Consider the following 16,852-nt stretch of genomic DNA (forward strand, 5'->3'; position numbering starts at 1 on the left):
GAGGTTTGCCCGCCCGCGTCCGGCGGTACCTGGTCGGAAACCGATCAGGAAGGCGTATCCGTGAACGTGAGTGACCTGCTGACCGAGGCGTACGACCGACTGCCCGACCTCGTCCGGGCGGCGGTCGACGGCCTCAGCCCGGACCAACTGCGCCACCAGCCCGGACCGGGCGCCAACTCGATCGGCTGGCTGGTCTGGCACCTCACCCGGGTGCAGGACCACCACGTCGCCGACCTGCTCGACACCGACCAGCTCTGGGTGAGCGGCGACTGGGCCGGGCGGTTCGGGCTCACCGCCGATCCCGATGACACGGGCTACGGGCATTCGGCCGCGCAGGTCGCGGCGGTGCGGCCGGAGAGCGCGCAGGCGTTGATCGACTACTACGAGGCGGTCGCGACGCGTACCGGATCGTTCCTGGCTGGCCTCAGCCCGGCGGACCTGGACCGGGTGGTCGACGAGGCGTGGGATCCGCCGGTCACCCTCGGCGTCCGGTTGGTCAGCATCGCCGAGGACGACCTGCAACACGTGGGCCAGGCCGCCTACGTGCGCGGCCTGATCGAGGCCGACTGACCATCGGGCCGACGTCCGCGCGCGCCGCACGGCACCTCACCCGGTTCGGGTGAACCGGGCTCACCCCGGCACGGGTGATCCTGCGGGGAAGCGTGAGGAGGAGACCTGATGGGCGCGACAGTGGATCAGTACCTGCAACAGCTGGACGCCGGTCGGCGTCCCGAGCTGCCGGAGACCACCACGGGCACGGTGCGGCTGGACGTCCGCAGCGGCGGCTGCACCGATCACTGGTACCTGACCATCGCCGACCAACACGTCGGGGTGAGCCGCTCGGCCGACGACGCCGATCTGGTGATACGGGCGGACCGGGCGATCTTCGACCGGATGGCCCGGGGTGAGTTGCATCCGGGTGGGAGCCTGCTGCGCAACGAGCTGACCGTGCAAGGCGACATGCGACTGCTGATGCCGCTGCGGCGGATCTTCTCCGGGCCGACCGGGGCGCGTCATCCCCGAGAGCTGGGCCGTGCCGCGCTGGTCGGCCGGACCCACACTCCCGCACGGGACGAGCGGTCATGAAACAGGAACTGGTGCACGTCATCGCCGGAAACGTGTTCGCGGTCAGCGACGCCCAGGGCGACATCGAGGCCGAACCGCAGGCGCCGATCGGTCTCTTCGCGTACGACACCCGGTTTCTGTCCCACTGGGTGCTCCGGATCGACGGTGAGCGGATCAACGCGCTCTCCCGCGACGACATGACGTACTTCGAGACCCGGTTCTTCCTGGTCCCCGGTGCGGCGAGCCACTACGTCGACGCCGATGTGTCGATCATCAGGCACCGCTCGGTGCACGACTGTTTCCACGAGAAGATCACCGTGCTGAACCACTCGTCGAAGCCCGCCGAGTTCACCGTGCGGATGGAGATGGCCAGCGACTTCACCGACATCAGTGAGGTCGGGCAGCCCGGGCAGCGGTCCGTCGGAGTCGCCGCCGACTCGGCGAGCAGCCAACTCGTGCTGCGCTACCAGCGGGAGCGGTTCGCCCGCCAGACCACCGTGCGCAGCACCGAGCCCGCCGAGGTGGACGAGGAAGGGATGACGTTTCGAATCCGGATCGCCCCCGACGGGAAGTGGGAGACCGACCTGCACGTCACCCTGACGATGGGCGGCGAGTGCGGCCGTGACCTGCGCGCCGACCTCGACTCGCACCAGCGGACCGTGCGGCAGGGGATGCGCGAGGACCTGGCGGACTGGCTGGACCGGGCGCCGCAGTTGGTGGCCGAGCGCACGGGGCTGGAGGAGACGTACCGCAGCAACCTGGACGACCTGGCGGCACTGCGGTACAAGCCGCTGTCCTACCGGAACCGGGTGCCGATCGCGGGGCTGCCCTGGGCGATGGGACTGCGCGGACGGGACAGCATCGTCACCTGTCTGCAGACGATGGCGTTCACCCCCGAACTGGCCCCCGCGACGCTGCGGATGTTGGCCCTGACGCAGGGTGGCCACCTCGACGACGCGCTGGACGAGGAGCCGGGCAAGATCCTGGCCCATCTCCGCTACGGGGAGACGGCGGCGTTCGGCGACCGGTCGCACGCGCTGTACTACGGCGCGGCCGACACCACGCCGCTCTTCGTCGTCCTGCTCGACGAGTACGAGCGCTGGTCCGGTGACGCGGACCTGGTGCGTGAGTTGCGTCACCCGGCCCGAATGGCGCTGGACTGGATCGACGAGTACGGCGACATGACCGGGGACGGCTACCTGCGCTACCAGCGCCGCAACGAGCGCGACGGCACGGTCAACCAGTGTTGGAAGGACTCCCCGGACGCCATCGTCGACGCCCACGGTCGGCAACCCGCCTTTCCCCGTGCCACCTGTGAGTTGCAGGGCTACGCGTACGACGCGAAGCGGCGTGGTGCCCGGCTGGCCCGGGAGTTCTGGGGCGACCCCGGGTACGCGGATCGGTTGGAACGGGAGGCGGCGTCGCTGAAGGCCCGCTTCAACCGGGACTTCTGGCTGCCGCACCAGGAGTACTACGCGTTGGCGCTCGACCCGTACGGCGAACCGGTCGACGCGCTGACGTCCAACATCGGGCATCTGCTGTGGAGCGGGATCGTCACGGACGACCGCGCGGAGGCAGTCGCCGAGCACCTCGTCGGGCCGCGGCTGTTCAGCGGTTGGGGCGTGCGCACCTACGCCACCGGGCAGCGTGCGTACAACCCGGTGGGCGCACACCTGGGCGCGGTGTGGCCGTCGGACAACGCGCTGATCGCCGCCGGGTTGCGCCGCTACCGCTACGACGCACAGGCGGCCCGGATCGCCGCCGGCATCTTCGACATGGCGCATACCCTCCCCGGGGCGGTGCCGGAGGTGATCGCCGGCTACGAGCGCAGCCTGACGAAGTATCCCGTCCAGTTGGCGTCGGGCGGACGCCCTCAGGCGTGGTCGTCGGGAGGGCTGCTGATGCTGCTCAGCACCGTGCTGGGGCTGCGGCCCACCGGCGACAACCTGCTGGTGAACCCGGCCGTGCCGGAGGGCTTCGGTCGACTGGAGCTGCTGGACATCCCAGGGCGTTGGGGCCACTCCGACGCCTACGCGAGCGACCGGAGCAGCGAGTGCCGGCGCAGCCCCCGGCTGCGCTGAAGCCGGGGACCAGCGTTCCACCCGCCTTCGACGACAGCGGGCGCCGGGTCAGCCCATGGTCTTGGCGCCGTCGATCGACTCGCGCAGGATGTCGGCGTGCCCGGCGTGCTGGGACGTCTCGGCGATCAGGTGCAGCAGCACCCGGCGGACCGTCCAACTCGCCCCCGGCTCGAACCAGGGCGCCTGCGGCAACGGGTGCGCCGCGTCCAGGTCGAGGGTGGCGACCAACTCGTCGGTCTCGGCGGCCACCGCCTGGAAGCGCTCGACCAGCCCGGCGAGGGTCTCGCCCGGCACCATCTGGAACTGACCGACCCAGTCGACCTCCTCGCGGGCCATCGCCTCCGCGCCGCCCACGGCGAAGAGCATCCACCGGTGCTCGACACCGGTCACGTGCTTGATCAGACCCCCGAGGCAGAGGCCACTGACGGTGGGGCGGGCGGCCGCCTGCTCGTCGGTGAGCCCGTCGACGGTCCGCAGCAGGAAACCGCGGTGCCGGCGGAGCGTCTGCAGAAGATCGGTGCGCTCACCGGTGAGCTGCCCAGTGCTGGTCATGCCTGCCACCCTTCGTCGATGTCCACCGGTGTCACCGTAGGACGTGGTACCGACACTTCCCGGGCACCACACCAGGTCGACGGGAGCCCCGCCCAGCGGTTGCCGATCCCCGCCGACAGCGGTCCACTTAATGACATGGGTGTGATTAGGGTGGGCACGTCGTCCTGGGCGGACCAGTCGCTACTGCGCTCCGGGTGGTACCCACGCTCGGCCAGCACCCCGGCCCGTCGGCTGGGCTTCTATGCCGGCCGGTTCCCTTTGGTCGAAGTGGACACGTCCTACTACGCCATTCCGGTGCCGGAGACCACCCAGGGCTGGGTGGACGCCACCCCGGACGACTTCACCTTCGACGTCAAGGCGTTCAGCCTCTTCACCGGCCATCCGACCCCGGTCACCGTGCTGCCCCGGGACCTGCGTCCGACGGCCGGCCCGAGCCGGATCCGCCGCCGTGACCTGCCGGAGCGGACGTACGACGAGCTGTGGGCCCGGTTCCGCGCGGCCCTCGACCCGATCGCGGCGGCGGGCAAGCTGGGTGTGGTGATGCTGCAGTTTCCGCCGTGGCTGGCCCGCAGCCAGGCGGCCGAACGCCGGATCGTCGAGGTGGCGCAGCGCTGCCGGCCGTGGCGGATCGGTGTGGAGCTACGGCACGGCTCCTGGTTCGCCGACGCCGCTGCGGCGGACACTCTGGACCTGCTTCGCGCCCACGACCTGTCCCTGGTCTGCGTGGACATGCCGCAGGGGCATCCGTCGTCGGTGCCACCGATCCTGACCATGACGGCGGAGCCGGCGATCGTCCGGTTTCACGGTCACAGCGACGCGTGGGGTGAGGGCGACAAGCAGGACAAGTTCCGGTACGCGTACGCCGAGGACGAGCTGCGGCACTGGGCCAGGCTGCTGGCCGAGTTCGCCGGTCTCCCCGACGAGTTGCACGTGCTGTTCAACAACTGCTGCGCCGGGCAGGCCCAGCGCGACGCCACCCGGCTGGCGCAGTTGCTGGCCGAGACGATGATCGACGATGGGCCGGTCTCGGCGCGCGTCACGCCGACCGGCTGACGGTCGCCCGTCTGTCCCCCCGGCCGGGCGTGGGCTCAGGAACGCCGTCCCCGGCTGCGCAGGGCGTCCTGGGTCGACTCACCGATGTCCGCGTCGTCGGGAAAGGTCCGGCCGCTGGGGGCGGGGTCGGGCGGGGCGCCCGGTCCGGCCATCGTGGTACGGGTCGGTTCGACCGAGCCGAAGCCGTGCCGACCCGCCGGGTCCGACCGGCCCGCCGGGGCGCCCGCTCGTCGCTCGCCGCGTCGTCCCTCGGGCACCGCGGTCTCCTCGCTGCCCTCGTCCATCGGTGAATCGTCGGCCGCGCCCCAGGGCGCGTCGGCGTCGAAGCCGTCGCCGGTGCCCCACGGCTTGGTCGCCTCCGGTTCCTGCCGGTCGTTGTCACCGCTGCGTCCCTTGTGCGCCGTCATGGCCACCCCGCTCGTCGGTCCGCCGCTGCCGGCGGTTCGTCGTCACAGCACTGAGCGCGCGGGGCCGGCCAGCGCCCCGCCGTCGAGGTGGCGGCGGGACGCCGGCCGGCCCGACGTTCAGCGGCCGGCCATCGCCATCGGCCGCTTGCCGTTGCTCATTCCCGCCATCTTGATCATGCTCTTCGAGGCGCCCTTCATGCCACCGGCGCGACCGAGCATCCCCCGGAACACCTGGCCGGGCTTCTGCTGCTCACCCATGTACGCGGTGACCACGACCAGGGTCCCGGTCAGCGCCGGAATGGCCCACTGGAGCAGCTTCATCTGCCGCTGTGAGGAGGCCACGCTGGCCGGGGTCTGGTGGTTCGGCTCGGTGGCGCCACTCACCGACGGGCCACCCGCCTTCTCCAACCGCATGCCGACCAACCGGCTGTAGCCGGTGACCGCCAGCGCGCCGATCGTCAACGCCGTCTTGATGGCGCTGGCCCGGCCCACGCCGGACTGGGCTGCCACCCGTGGGCTCTCGGTCACCAACTCGCCGACGGCGCCGGCCAGGTGGGCGCCGATCGCGGCCGCGTTGACCGGGGTCCATTTCGACCAGCCGGCCGAGGCGACCGGGAGCCGCTGGGTCGAGTCGCTGATTTTCGCCGCTGCGCCGTTGACGCCGAAGGCACCCATGAGGGAGCCGCCAAACCAGGCCGCCAGGCCCAGATCGTGCATCGAGCGCAGTGCGGTATGCCGTTCGGACATGTGATCCCCTTCCGCCGTGTCGGGCGCTGCGGCTTACCCGCCGCTCGGGCGGCTAACCCAGCCCCGGGCGGCCCGATCCGCGCCGTCGCGGGTAGCTACCGGACGTTCGTGCCGTTGGGGGGTCGGGCTCGCCGCTGGCAGGAGTCATTCGCCCGGTGGCGGGTAGATCCCGAACGATGCCCACGAGAGGGGAACGCGATGTCGCAGCCGGACGAGAGCCGGGAGAAGACCCCCAAGACCGACGCGGTGCTCATGCACCCCGACAACGACCCACACCGCAACACCGCGGAGGTCGCGCCCCGCAAGGAGCACGCGGAGATTCAGGTGGAGCGCGACGGTGAGCTGGTGCCGTTGGATCAGGACGAGTGAACCGACCGTCGCCCGCTGATCGGGGCGCTACGGCTCAGCGGGGCGGCAGGTCGCCGGCGAACCCGGCGATCCGCCGCGCCAGTGGGGCGCTGGCGCGGACCCAGGTGAAGTGGTCCAGCGTCGCGCCCGCCTCCGCCACGGTGAACCGTTGCCGGGTCACCGGTGCGCCGTCGAGCTTCGCGCAGAGGTGGTCCATGGTCTCGTGCGGGGTGTACTGGTCATCGTCGACGCTGACGGCCAGCACCGGGGTCCGCACCGCGCGGATTGCCGACTCGGTGTCCGTGCCGTTGAGCTGGGGGAATCGGCCGGTCCGCGCGGTGTGGGCCCAGTCGCGGATCACGCCGCGCGCCTGCCGACCGCCGAAGCCCCAGCCCGGCCAGACCCCGAGCAGCGCCGCGGTGGCGGCGATCCCCTGGGTGTACGGCAGCACCCCGAGGCCGCGCCGGCCCGGATAGCTCCGCCAGTACGGGATGCCGACCGCGATCAGTGCCAACCCGTCCACCTCGCCGCCGCCGTGGAGGGCGAGGTGCAGCAGCGCCGCCTGCCCGCCGAGCGAGTGCCCGAGCAGCAGTCGGGTGCGCCCGTCCAGCCGTGGCTTGAGGGCGCCCAGCACGGCGCCGACATCGTCGGCCAGTTCGGCGTACCCGTGCCGGTCGGCCCGGCTCGGCGCGGGCGTGCTCGCCCCGGTGCCGCGCAGGTCGGCCACGACCACGGCCAGCCCGGCGGCGCGCAGCGCGGTGGCGAAGGGCCGGTAGTACCGGGCCCGGACGCCCATCGCGGGCCAGATCACCACCATGGGCGCGGTCGTCGTCCCGGTCGGCTCCGGATAGACCTGCACCCCCAGCCGGCCACCGTCGACGTCGACGAACTCCTGCGCGTACTCCGGATCCCCGTTCATCGGCCCAGCCTACGGCCTGAGGTTACCGGCGGGTAGCAGGAGGCCGCCGGACACGACGGAGGGCTCCGCCCGATGGCGGAGCCCTCCGAAAGGTGCTGTGGTCAGGAGACCGTGATCGCCCCGTTGCTGGCGCGCACGCAGGCCACCGACCGGGCACTGGTGGCGGCTGCGCCGCTCAGGCACTGGCCGAGGACCTGGTGGCCGGTGGCGTTCGGGTGCCACGACTCCTGGCAGGTCTGGAAGTAGCTGACGCAGGTGTTGGCGATCCGCTGGATGGCGATCTTGTCCTTGCCGGCGAGGCTGGTGACGAAGGTGCCGGTCGCGCCGTCCTGAAGCCGGATCGGGGTAGCCAACGCGCCGCTCGGGCTGCTCGCCTGCTCGCAGAGCCGGGCGCCGTTGAAGGCCTGCTGCACGTTCAGGTACACCAGGTCGTCGGCCGGGAACTCGGCGGCCAGGGTGTCCCTCGTGGACTTCACGATGGTGCCCAGCCCCTGGGAGAAGCGGTGCCCCGGCGCCAGGCTGGCCCGGTGGATCGGGCAGCCGGCCGCGTACCGCTCGGCACCCAGGTCACGGAACTTGTCCCGGGTGTCGTCGCGGCCGTCCTCCGCGTGGAACTGCTGGTTCAGGTCCAGCGGCAGCGGGTTCGTGTAGTCCTGGAACACCACCCGGTGCTGTCCGTCCGCGTCCACCTGGTCGAGAGTGGTCAGGATCTGGCGTACGGCGGCGGTGGTCTCCGCCGTTGCGGCGCTGAGCTGCGCGGCGGTGGCCAGATCGGCGTCGCCGCACGGCTTCTGCTCGACCGGCCCGTTCAGGTACGCCCAGAACTCCCACCAGCCGGTCCAGGCGTCGGCGATGAACCGGTTGGCGCACTTCTCCGCGACGCTGCCGAAGGTGAACGAGCTGTTGTTGGAACCCAAGCCGATCAGCACCAGGTCGATGTCCTGGGTCTGCGCGACGGCACGCAACTGGTCGAGCTGCGCGGTCACGGCACGACCGTTGGCCCGCGCCAGCGAGGCGTTGGCGATGTCGTGGGGCTGGCCGCCGGAACAGGCCAGGTTGAACCGGTTCTGGATGCCCGGCAGGTTGGCCTGGTTGAGCGAGGCGTTCGCCGACCGGTGGCAGAAGAACGCGTTGTTGTTCGCCGCCGTCCACCCGGGGAAGCCCTGGCTGACCCCGTTGACGTCGACCACCGGGGTGTACGCCCCGGCGCCCTCGCCACTGATGAAGCTGTCTCCGAGTGCCACCGCTGCGGTGGGCAGCGCGGCGGACGCGGGTGCGGGCAGCGCGACGGCGGTCGACAGCGCGGCCATGGCGATCGTTAGTCCCGCGGCGAGCGCGGTACGCCGGAACCTGGGCATGGGGCCCCCATCCATCGAAAGATGAAAGATCCTCTGAGAGCGCGATCAGATCACCCCTGTGCGACGGGCGTCAATGGCCCGTAACAGATTCGTTCGATGAAAGACACGCGCCCGTCGGCGCCCGGGTCTATCGGGTGGTCGCGTCGTCGCCGCGGTGCAGCACGGCCGCGCCAAGGGCGTTCAGACCGACACCCCAGATCAGCAGTACGCACAGCCACTGCACCCAGCGCAGCACGCTCATCTCTCCCGAGAGCAGGTTGCGTACGCTGCCGAACGGGGTGAGCCACGGCTGCGCCGAACGGAGGGAGCGCCGCAGGGCGTCGCGTGTCGTCTCGTCCACCTCGGCCGCCTCCCTGATCTCCACGACCCGGATCGGCGTACGCTCCAGCACCACCCCGCGCTCAACCGGCCGCGATCATGCGTCAGCGTACCGGTCACGCTGTCTCTGCGTGGTCCCGTGATCACCCGCCAGCTGTTCGTTGGCTCACGTCCGACGGGCCGCGCGCGGCGGGTCGCGTAGGTCCTCCGGTAGTTGTCCTAGCCTCGGGCTAGGCTCGCTGCGGCGCGCCACGCCGGCTGATGTCGCCGGTGACCGGCAGCACACCGCCGAGACCGGGGAGTACGACCAGTTGACCGCAGAGCCTGACACCCTGTACGGGGCCGATGACCTCACCCACCTTGAGGGGCTGGACGCTGTCCGCAAGCGGCCCGGCATGTACATCGGTTCCACTGACAGCCGTGGCGTGGGTCACCTCGTCAACGAGATCCTCGACAACTCCACCGACGAGGGTGTCGCCGGTCACGCCAGCCACGTCGAGGTGATCCTGCACGCCGACGGCTCGGTGCAGGTCGACGACGACGGCCGGGGCATCCCCACCGACGTGCACGCCAAGTCCGGCATCTCCGGCGTGGAGCTGGTGCTGACCCGGCTGCACGCCGGCGGCAAGTTCGGCGGCTCCGGCTACAAGACCTCCGGCGGTCTGCACGGCGTCGGCGCGTCGGCGGTCAACGCGCTCTCCCGCCGCTTCGACGTGACCGTCCGCCGCGCCGGCAAGATTCACACGATGTCGTTCCGGCACGGCGTCCCGGGCATCTTCGACGGCGACGGGCCGGACGCGCCCTTCACCGCCGGCCCCGGGCTCCAGGTGATCGGCGCCATGAAGCGCGGCCAGCGCACCGGCACCTCGATCCGCTGGTGGCACGACGCCCGCTACTTCGAGACGGGCGCGGCGCTCGACGTCGACGCCGTCCGGATGAAGCTGCGCAACACCGCGTTCCTGGTCCCCGGCGTGACCTACCTGCTGCGCGACCTGACCGGCGAGACGCCCGCCGAGGAGCGGTTCCACTACCCCAACGGCCTCAGTGACATGGTGGAGTTCCTCGCCCCGGCCGGCGACCGGCCGGTCTCCGGCATCCTGCTGGTCAACGGCGAGGGCACCTACCGGGAGAACGCCGCCGACGCCAACGGCGTCATGCAGTCCAATGTGCAGCGCCGCGCCGAGGTCGAGGTGGCGTTCCGGTGGGGCACCGGTTACGAGCGCACCGTCGAGTGCTTCACCAACACCATCCGCAACGCGCACGGCGGCACCCACCGCAAGGGGTTCGAGCGTGCCCTCGTCCGCGCGCTCGCCGACGCGATCCGCAACACCCGCGGTCTGCTCAAGGCCAAGGAGGAGCCGCCCACCCTGGACGACGTCCTGGAGGGGATGACCGCGGTGGTGCACGTGCGGATCCCCGAGCCGCAGTTCACCTCGCAGACCAAGGACGAGCTCTCCACCACCGGCATCACCAAGGTTCTCCAGTCCCTGGTCGACGCGCACGTCAAGGCCTGGCTGGAGGACCGGCGCACCAAGGCCGAGGCGCGCACCGTCCTGCAGAAGATCGTCGACGCGGCTCGGGTGCGACTCACCCAGAAGCAACAGAAGGACGCCGCCCGGCGCAAGACCGCCCTGGAGGGCGCGTCCATGCCGCCGAAGCTGGTCGACTGCCGGGCCACCGGCATCGACCGCAGCGAGCTGTTCATCGTCGAGGGCGACAGCGCCCTCGGGACCAGCCGAATGGCCCGCTCCTCGGAATACCAGGCGCTGCTGCCGATCCGCGGCAAGATCCTCAACGTGCAGAAGGCCAACCTCCAGCAGGTTCTGGACAATGCCGAGTGCGCGGCCATCGTGCAGGTCCTCGGCGCCGGCTCGGGGCGCACCTTCGACCTCTCCGCGCTGCGCTACGGCCGTGTGCTGATCATGGCCGACGCCGACGTGGACGGTGCGCACATCCGTACCCTGCTGATCACCCTCTTCGCCCGGTACATGCGTCCGCTGATCGAGGCCGGTCGGCTCTACGCCGCGATGCCACCCCTGCACAAGATCACCACCAAGGGGCGCAGCCCGCAGACCACCTACACCTACACCCAGGCCGAGATGGAGGCGACGGTCCACAAGCTGGAGAAGGCCGGCAAGCAGATCGTCACGCCCATCCCGCGCTTCAAGGGTCTCGGTGAGATGGACGCCGACGAGTTGTGGGACACCACGATGAACCCGGCGACCCGGGCCGTCCGCCGGATCACCCTCGACGACGTGGACGCCGCCGAACGCATCCTCGAACTGCTGATGGGCGAGAAGGTCGAGCCACGCCGCAACTGGCTGATCGACTCCGCCGACCGGGTCGACCGGGAGGCGATCGACGCATGAGCACCTGTCGCGCTCTAGGGGAAAGCTGAGTTATGGCACGCCGTAAGGAAAACAAGGTCGACCTCTCCTCGTTCGACCAGGCCGGCGCGCGGGTCTTCGACAACCCGCTGGTCACCGAGGTCTCCGACTCCTACCTGGAGTACGCGTTCTCGGTCATCCACTCCCGCGCCCTGCCCGACGCCCGCGACGGCCTCAAGCCCGTGCACCGGCGCATCCTCTGGTCGATGTACGAGCAGGGCTACCGCCCCGACCGTGGGCACGTGAAGTCTGCCCGAATTGTCGGGGATACAATGGGAAAGTACCATCCGCACGGCGACACGGCGATCTACGACGCGATGGTCCGCCTCGCCCAGGACTTCTCCCTCAACGTGCCGCTCATCGACGGGCATGGAAACTTTGGGTCGCCGGACGATGGCCCGGCTGCGTCGAGATACTGCGTCATCGGAGACACCCGCCTTCGACTTGCCGACGGCACCAGCCCTCGAATCGCTGACCTGGTGAGCCTCCCTGCGGACAGCGAAGCCGAAGTCGACTTCGAGGTGCTCGACAAGGACGGTAAGGCTGTCCAGGTCGACAGGGTGTTCAACTCCGGCGTCCATCCGACGGTCCGGATCGGCACCGAGGCCGGCTTTTCGCTTCGAGGCAGCGAGAATCACCTGGTGCTCTGTCTTGAGTCGCCCATGGGCGTTCCCATCTTCCAATGGCGACGGCTTGACGAGCTTGCGGTCGGCTCGATCGTCTGTGTGGCACGCAACGCCTGGGCCCAGGTCATTCCGACCGCTCGGGAATACTCGCTGGGCATTCTCGGCGGCGCGTGGGCGTCCGAGGGTTTCGCGAGTGAGACAAGGGCCGGGTTCAACAACACCGACAAGCACTTCTTCGACGAGGTCCTGCACGCGTATGACCAAGTGGTTGGTGGTCAGCGTTACGTCAGCGAGCGGGAGACCCGTCGCGACCGCAAGCGCATCCAGGAAATCGATGTCCAGATCCATGCCGGCGGTATGGACGCTTTCCGGGCAAGCCCGATGGCGGAGTTCATCGGGCATCAAGCTCGGGACAAGTTCATTCCGCAATTCGTCTGGAACGGTGGCTGGGGCGTCAAGCGCGCCTTCCTCATGGCCCTTTTCGAAGGGGACGGCGGGGTGCGGGTGGCCAAGAGCAGCTTCACCATCCAGTACACGAGTTACAGCGAGCGGCTCACCAGGGAGGTCCAGGAGCTGCTCACCGAATTCGGCGTCGTCGCCTGCTGGCGCCGTTACACACGCCCCAGCGGCTCGGTCGAGCACCGCTTGGTGATTTCCGGTCTGCGAAACATCAAGGCGTTCGCCAACCGGGTGGGCTTCCTCCGCACCAAACAGGCAAAGCTGAACAAGGTTCTGCGACACGCGCCGTTGCGTCCGCATCGGCTGAGCAAGGACCACGTTCCCTTCGTTGCCGCTTACGTGCGTGACGGCTTGGACTTCGACCGTCGTGGCAGCGGACGCAAGTGGTTGACGACGCACAACTTCGATCGCATCGAGCGGTGGGAGACTGAGCGCCTCCGCATCATCGATCGCATCAAAGAGCCGGAACTCCTGGCGACCATCCTCCCGATCATGGACTCTGGCTACCGGTTCGAGCGTGTCACCGAGGTGACGCCTTGCGAGCCGTCAGAGGTCTACTCGGTCCGGGTGACCTCCGAGGATCACTCCTTCCTCGCTGGCGGTTTCGTCAACCACAACACCGAGGCGCGGATGTCCCGCGAGGCCATGCTGCTCGTCGGTGAGCTGGGCGAGGACACCGTCGACGTCGAGCCCAACTACGACGGGTCGCTGACCCAGCCGACCGTGCTGCCGGCCGCATTCCCCAATCTGCTGGTCAACGGCGCGTCCGGGATCGCGGTCGGGATGGCCACCAACATGATCCCGCACAACCTGGCCGAGGTCGTCTCCGCGGCCCGCTGGCTGATCAACCACCCGGACGCCACCCTGGACAAACTCATGGAGTACGTCCCCGGCCCCGACCTGCCCACCGGTGGCGTGCTGCTCGGCCTGGACGAGGTCCGCCGCGCGTACGAGACCGGGCGTGGCGTGGTGCGGATGCGTGGCAAGGTGGAGATCGGCCCGATCGAGGGCAGCCGGGGTCGTCAGGCGATCACCGTGGTCGAGCTGCCCTACGGCGTCGGCGCGGAGAAGGTCATCGCGGCGATCACCAACGAGGTCACCAAGACCAAGCGGCTGACCGGCATCGCCGACGTCAAGGACCTCACCGACCGGGAGAGTGGCACCCGGCTCGTCGTGGAGTGCAAGGTCGGGGTGAACCCGCAGGCACTGCTCGCCGACCTCTACCGGCTGACCCCGCTGGAGCAGTCGTTCGGCGTCAACAACCTGGTCCTGGTCGACGGGCAACCGCGCACGCTGGGGTTGAAGGCACTGCTGGAGGTCTTCCTGGCGCACCGGTACGAGGTGGTCACCCGGCGCACCTCGTACCGCCGGCGCAAGCGGCAGGAGCGGCTGCACCTGGTCGACGGTCTGCTGATCGCGCTGCTCGACATCGACGAGGTGGTCCGGCTGATCCGGGGCAGCGACGACGCGCAGGCCGCGAAGGACGGGCTGATGAGCCGGTTCGGCCTCTCCGACATCCAGGCCACCTACATCCTGGACACTCCGCTGCGCCGGTTGACCAAGTTCGACCGGATCGAGCTGGAGGCCGAGCAGGAGCGGCTGCGCGCCGAGATCGCCGAGCTGAGCACGATCCTCGACGACGAGCGGGTGCTCCGGAAGGTGGTCTCCGACGAGCTGGCGGCCGTGGTCAAGCAGTTCGGCACCGAACGGCGTACGACGCTTGTCGACGGTGACCTGAAGGAGGTGCTGGCCGCGTCCGCGCCGGCCGGCCCGTTGGAGGTCGCCGACGACCCGTGCCAGGTGATCCTCTCCGCGACCGGGTTGGTCGCCCGGACCGCGGCCGAGTCGGAGGAGAGCGCCGAGGGGCGTCGGCGCAACGGCCGGGTCAAGCACGACACGGTACGCGCCATCGTGCACTCCACCGCCCGTGGCCGGGTGTTGCTGCTGACCAGCGCCGGTCGGGCATTCAAGGTCGACGTCCTGCCGTTGCCGGTGCTGCCCGAGCAGGCGGGCACGGTGTCGCTGCGTGGCGGCATGTCCGCGGCCGAGCTGGTGCCGTTGGCGGCGGGGGAGACCGTCGTCGGCCTGGCCCCGCTGGGCGGGCAGGCGGAGGGCTCCCCGGGGCTGGCGCTGGGCACCCGACAGGGCGCGGTGAAGATCTGCGCACCGGAGTGGCCGGTGCGCTCCGACGAGTTCGAGGTGATCGGTCTGCGCGACGGTGACGAGGTGGTCGGGGCGACCTGGCTGACCGACGGCACCGAGACGCTGACCTTCGTCACCTCGGAGGCGTCGCTGCTGCGCTTCCCCGCCGGGTTGGTCCGGCCGCAGGGCCTCAAGGGCGGTGGTATGGCCGGCATCAACTTGCCGGCCGGGGCGCGGGTGGCGTTCTTCGGCGCGGTACGCACCGACGACCCGGGGCATGGCGAGCCGATGGTGGTCACCTCCACCGGGGCGACGGTCAAGGTGACGCCGTTCAAGGCGTACCCGGCGAAGGGGAGGGCGACCGGCGGCGTGCGCGCGCACCGCTTCCTCAAGGGTGAGACGGACGTGGCCGTTGCCTGGGTGGGCCCGCGACCGGTCGGCGCGACCGCCACCGGCGACCCGGTGGAGCTACCCGCGGCCGACCCCCGTCGTGACGGCAGCGGCTTCGCGGTGATGCTGGGCCCGACCGTGGTAGGCCACCTCATCGAACGCGACTGACCCGGCCAGCCGGACGTGCCCGGCCCCAAGATCCGCACAACTTCGGGGAAGTTGTTCCCGTGAAACTGTGCGGATCTTGGCGATGGAGTCCCTGGACGCCTGATCGCACTCGGCGTCGCGACCCCGGGACTACGTCGCACCCTTTCATCGACGCGCCCGGTCGCCGCTGGAGCAATGGCGATCAGGCGGCAGAACCGCAAGGTAGCTCCGGACACCCCCCGCGTCCGGACCTACCTTGCGAGTCGCTGGTCACCGACTGGGGCCACTCGCGATGTTCAGCCGGTCAGACCGCCGGGTTGGAGTAGGCCTTGCGCCAGAACGCCGCCTTGGTTCCCGGTCCGGCGATGCCGTCGATGGCACCGGTGTAGCCGTTGAACTTCTTCCGGATGGCGCACGGGCCGGCCCGGCATCCGCCACGTCGTGGTCCTGGACGGGTCAGCAGGTGCGCGAGTTGTAGGCGGCCCAGTAGGGGCCGCTGCCCTGAGGCGGGTAGAACCGGTAGTTTCCGTCGGGCGAACGCTGCAGGACGAATTGGTGCGAGCCGTACGGGCTCCTGGAACCCGTCGCCCCGTGGTACACCACGTACAGCCACCCGTTCTGGTTGTCGTGCTGCACCAGCTTGTCGCCGGCCTTCGTCCAGCTGTTCCGGCCTGCGGAGCCATCCGCTGAGAGGCCCTTGTCGCGCTGGAAGTTCCTGGTCGCGGCATCAGTCTGGTCGCCGAAGACGCCGTCGATCCCGGACGAGGGCAGGTAGCCATTTGCCCAGAGAATGGTCTGCCAGAGACAGGCGACGTTCGAATTGCGGTGCGTGGTGACGTTGGTGACGCCTTCGTCATCGAAGTCGTCAGACACCGCGCCGCTGCCGTAGACGTACGCCCGGCCCGTGTAGGAGCCGCTGGCCGCGGCCGGCGTGGCGATGGTGACGTTGATGCCGATGGCCAACACCGCGCCGACGGCGGGGACAGCAGCTCTTTTGAGTGCGCGGCGGATGGAGTGGAGCGAGGACATGCATCTCCTTCGGTTGGGAATCATTCGGGGCAACGGTGGTGGGGCCGGGCTTCTCCGGGTTGGTGCTGGGGTGTCGTGCCAGCGGGCGGATCAGCAGGCGTACGACTTCGCCCAGCGGTAGTCGGCCTTGGCCTGCATGTCGTGTCCCCAGAACGCCCCGTAGTAGCAGAGCACGGCCCAGGTCTGCGGGCCGACCCATCCGTCGGCACCGACGCCGGCCGCGCGCTGGATCTTGATGATCGCGGCCTCCGTCTGGGAGCCGTAAATGCCATCCCGGGCGACCGGACCCGCCTCGGACCGGGCCGCGTTGGTGATCGAGATGACGTTCGCGATTCCCTGGATGGCCTTGACGCAGTTGCCGGTTCCGCCGTAGCCGTAGCGGTACTGGCGGCATGGGGCCGTGGCGGCGGAGGCCGGACCTGCGGTCACGACCATTGCTGCGAACACCAGTGCGACAGCCGTCAGTAGCGCACCAATCCTGGAATTCATTGGCTTTAATCCAATCGGAGTCAGGTTGTCGGAACGATGACAAGGGGACAAGCCGGCCACGTCGGCCGTTCGGTGGCCGGTCACGCACTCGTGCCCCAGCAGGACGAGGCGAGGGTGGCCGCGCGCAGGGTGTGGACAATCAGTGCCGTTTGGCTTCGCGCCATCGTCGGGCAGCCAGGGCCTGGCGGTTGGGTGCTCGTGGATGGGGCGGTGCGGACGGTAGAACGGTACGGTGGGGCCGGTACAACCGCCGCACAACTGGCGTATAGATCACCTACTTGCCCGCGTTATCCGGGTGTTGTACGCGTGGCGACGCATGGCAGTGCCCACATGTG

General features: G+C 69.9%; 14 protein-coding genes and 3 pseudogenes. 9 read left to right on the forward strand and 8 right to left on the reverse strand.

What is annotated here, in order from left to right:
- Nucleotides 1-60: 60 nt before the first annotated feature.
- From ACIBF8_RS04215 to ACIBF8_RS04225, 3 genes are all read left to right on the forward strand, one after another.
- Complete coding sequence (locus ACIBF8_RS04215) at nt 61-570, forward strand: DinB family protein (RefSeq protein ID WP_396780923.1); 510 nt, start codon at nt 61-63, stop codon at nt 568-570.
- Between the two features lie 108 nt (nt 571-678).
- Entirely contained in the window at nt 679-1,086 is a 408-nt protein-coding gene (locus ACIBF8_RS04220) for an SCP2 sterol-binding domain-containing protein (protein ID WP_396780924.1), read from the forward strand.
- Nucleotides 1,083-3,146: a glycogen debranching N-terminal domain-containing protein gene (locus ACIBF8_RS04225; protein ID WP_396780925.1), complete on the forward strand. Its 2,064-nt coding sequence runs from the start codon at nt 1,083-1,085 to the stop codon at nt 3,144-3,146. The genes ACIBF8_RS04220 and ACIBF8_RS04225 overlap by 4 nt, the downstream gene beginning before the upstream one ends.
- A gap of 48 nt (nt 3,147-3,194) precedes the next feature.
- On the opposite strand, the gene ACIBF8_RS04230 is transcribed toward ACIBF8_RS04225, so the two are convergent.
- The gene (locus ACIBF8_RS04230; protein WP_396780926.1) at nt 3,195-3,698 is read right to left on the reverse strand and encodes a DinB family protein; all 504 of its coding nucleotides are present in this window, start codon (nt 3,696-3,698) and stop codon (nt 3,195-3,197) included.
- 135 nt (nt 3,699-3,833) lie between these two features.
- Between ACIBF8_RS04230 and ACIBF8_RS04235 the strand changes: the two genes are divergently transcribed.
- A complete protein-coding gene (locus ACIBF8_RS04235; protein ID WP_396780927.1) occupies nt 3,834-4,751 on the forward strand; it encodes a DUF72 domain-containing protein in 918 nt (305 codons plus the stop codon).
- 35 nt (nt 4,752-4,786) lie between these two features.
- On the opposite strand, the gene ACIBF8_RS04240 is transcribed toward ACIBF8_RS04235, so the two are convergent.
- Together ACIBF8_RS04240 and ACIBF8_RS04245 are read right to left on the reverse strand one after the other, a co-directional pair.
- A complete protein-coding gene (locus ACIBF8_RS04240) occupies nt 4,787-5,158 on the reverse strand; it encodes a hypothetical protein (RefSeq protein WP_396780928.1) in 372 nt (123 codons plus the stop codon).
- Between the two features lie 117 nt (nt 5,159-5,275).
- Nucleotides 5,276-5,905, reverse strand: coding sequence for a hypothetical protein (locus ACIBF8_RS04245; RefSeq protein WP_210857746.1), 630 nt, complete (start codon nt 5,903-5,905; stop codon nt 5,276-5,278).
- A 198-nt stretch (nt 5,906-6,103) separates the two neighbouring features.
- Here ACIBF8_RS04245 and ACIBF8_RS04250 point away from each other — a divergent pair, with 198 nt between their 5' ends.
- Entirely contained in the window at nt 6,104-6,274 is a 171-nt protein-coding gene (locus ACIBF8_RS04250; RefSeq protein WP_158629581.1) for a hypothetical protein, read from the forward strand.
- Nucleotides 6,275-6,308: 34 nt separating this feature from the next.
- On the opposite strand, the gene ACIBF8_RS04255 is transcribed toward ACIBF8_RS04250, so the two are convergent.
- The 3 genes from ACIBF8_RS04255 to ACIBF8_RS04265 all read right to left on the reverse strand — a co-directional run bounded on the left by ACIBF8_RS04255 (nt 6,309) and on the right by ACIBF8_RS04265 (nt 8,924).
- The gene (locus tag ACIBF8_RS04255; protein ID WP_396780929.1) at nt 6,309-7,172 is read right to left on the reverse strand and encodes an alpha/beta fold hydrolase; all 864 of its coding nucleotides are present in this window, start codon (nt 7,170-7,172) and stop codon (nt 6,309-6,311) included.
- Between the two features lie 101 nt (nt 7,173-7,273).
- Entirely contained in the window at nt 7,274-8,530 is a 1,257-nt protein-coding gene (locus tag ACIBF8_RS04260; RefSeq protein WP_396780930.1) for a hypothetical protein, read from the reverse strand.
- 127 nt (nt 8,531-8,657) lie between these two features.
- Complete coding sequence (locus ACIBF8_RS04265) at nt 8,658-8,924, reverse strand: hypothetical protein (protein WP_396780931.1); 267 nt, start codon at nt 8,922-8,924, stop codon at nt 8,658-8,660.
- A gap of 235 nt (nt 8,925-9,159) precedes the next feature.
- Between ACIBF8_RS04265 and ACIBF8_RS04270 the strand changes: the two genes are divergently transcribed.
- From ACIBF8_RS04270 to ACIBF8_RS04285, 4 genes and pseudogenes are all read left to right on the forward strand, one after another.
- Complete coding sequence (locus ACIBF8_RS04270) at nt 9,160-11,217, forward strand: type IIA DNA topoisomerase subunit B (RefSeq protein ID WP_396780932.1); 2,058 nt, start codon at nt 9,160-9,162, stop codon at nt 11,215-11,217.
- 32 nt (nt 11,218-11,249) lie between these two features.
- Nucleotides 11,250-11,651: pseudogene (locus tag ACIBF8_RS04275) on the forward strand (DNA gyrase subunit A); the annotation flags it as partial.
- A 591-nt stretch (nt 11,652-12,242) separates the two neighbouring features.
- Nucleotides 12,243-12,545: pseudogene (locus tag ACIBF8_RS04280) on the forward strand (LAGLIDADG family homing endonuclease); the annotation flags it as partial.
- A 393-nt stretch (nt 12,546-12,938) separates the two neighbouring features.
- Nucleotides 12,939-15,020, forward strand: a pseudogene (locus ACIBF8_RS04285) (DNA gyrase subunit A); the annotation flags it as partial.
- Nucleotides 15,021-15,455: 435 nt separating this feature from the next.
- Here ACIBF8_RS04285 and ACIBF8_RS04290 read toward each other — a convergent pair.
- Entirely contained in the window at nt 15,456-16,028 is a 573-nt protein-coding gene (locus ACIBF8_RS04290) for a peptidoglycan-binding protein (RefSeq protein ID WP_396780934.1), read from the reverse strand.
- A 90-nt stretch (nt 16,029-16,118) separates the two neighbouring features.
- On the reverse strand, nt 16,119-16,457 hold the full coding sequence (locus ACIBF8_RS04295) for a peptidoglycan-binding protein (protein WP_396780936.1): 339 nt from the start codon (nt 16,455-16,457) through the stop codon (nt 16,119-16,121).
- Nucleotides 16,458-16,852: the final 395 nt, after the last annotated feature.

The sequence above is a fragment of the Micromonospora sp. NPDC050276 genome (assembly GCF_044459545.1).
In the GTDB taxonomy this organism is placed as follows: domain Bacteria; phylum Actinomycetota; class Actinomycetes; order Mycobacteriales; family Micromonosporaceae; genus Micromonospora.

Bases quoted from the DNA above. Each gene is read 5' to 3' on its own strand.
- ACIBF8_RS04255 (WP_396780929.1), bottom strand. From the start codon at position 7,172: ATGAACGGGGATCCGGAGTACGCGCAGGAGTTCGTCGACGTCGACGGT.
- ACIBF8_RS04290 (WP_396780934.1), bottom strand. From the start codon at position 16,028: ATGTCCTCGCTCCACTCCATCCGCCGCGCACTCAAAAGAGCTGCTGTC.
- ACIBF8_RS04230 (WP_396780926.1), bottom strand. From the start codon at position 3,698: ATGACCAGCACTGGGCAGCTCACCGGTGAGCGCACCGATCTTCTGCAG.
- ACIBF8_RS04245 (WP_210857746.1), bottom strand. From the start codon at position 5,905: ATGTCCGAACGGCATACCGCACTGCGCTCGATGCACGATCTGGGCCTG.
- ACIBF8_RS04220 (WP_396780924.1), top strand. From the start codon at position 679: ATGGGCGCGACAGTGGATCAGTACCTGCAACAGCTGGACGCCGGTCGG.
- ACIBF8_RS04260 (WP_396780930.1), bottom strand. From the start codon at position 8,530: ATGCCCAGGTTCCGGCGTACCGCGCTCGCCGCGGGACTAACGATCGCC.
- ACIBF8_RS04225 (WP_396780925.1), top strand. From the start codon at position 1,083: ATGAAACAGGAACTGGTGCACGTCATCGCCGGAAACGTGTTCGCGGTC.
- ACIBF8_RS04250 (WP_158629581.1), top strand. From the start codon at position 6,104: ATGTCGCAGCCGGACGAGAGCCGGGAGAAGACCCCCAAGACCGACGCG.
- ACIBF8_RS04240 (WP_396780928.1), bottom strand. From the start codon at position 5,158: ATGACGGCGCACAAGGGACGCAGCGGTGACAACGACCGGCAGGAACCG.
- ACIBF8_RS04235 (WP_396780927.1), top strand. From the start codon at position 3,834: ATGGGTGTGATTAGGGTGGGCACGTCGTCCTGGGCGGACCAGTCGCTA.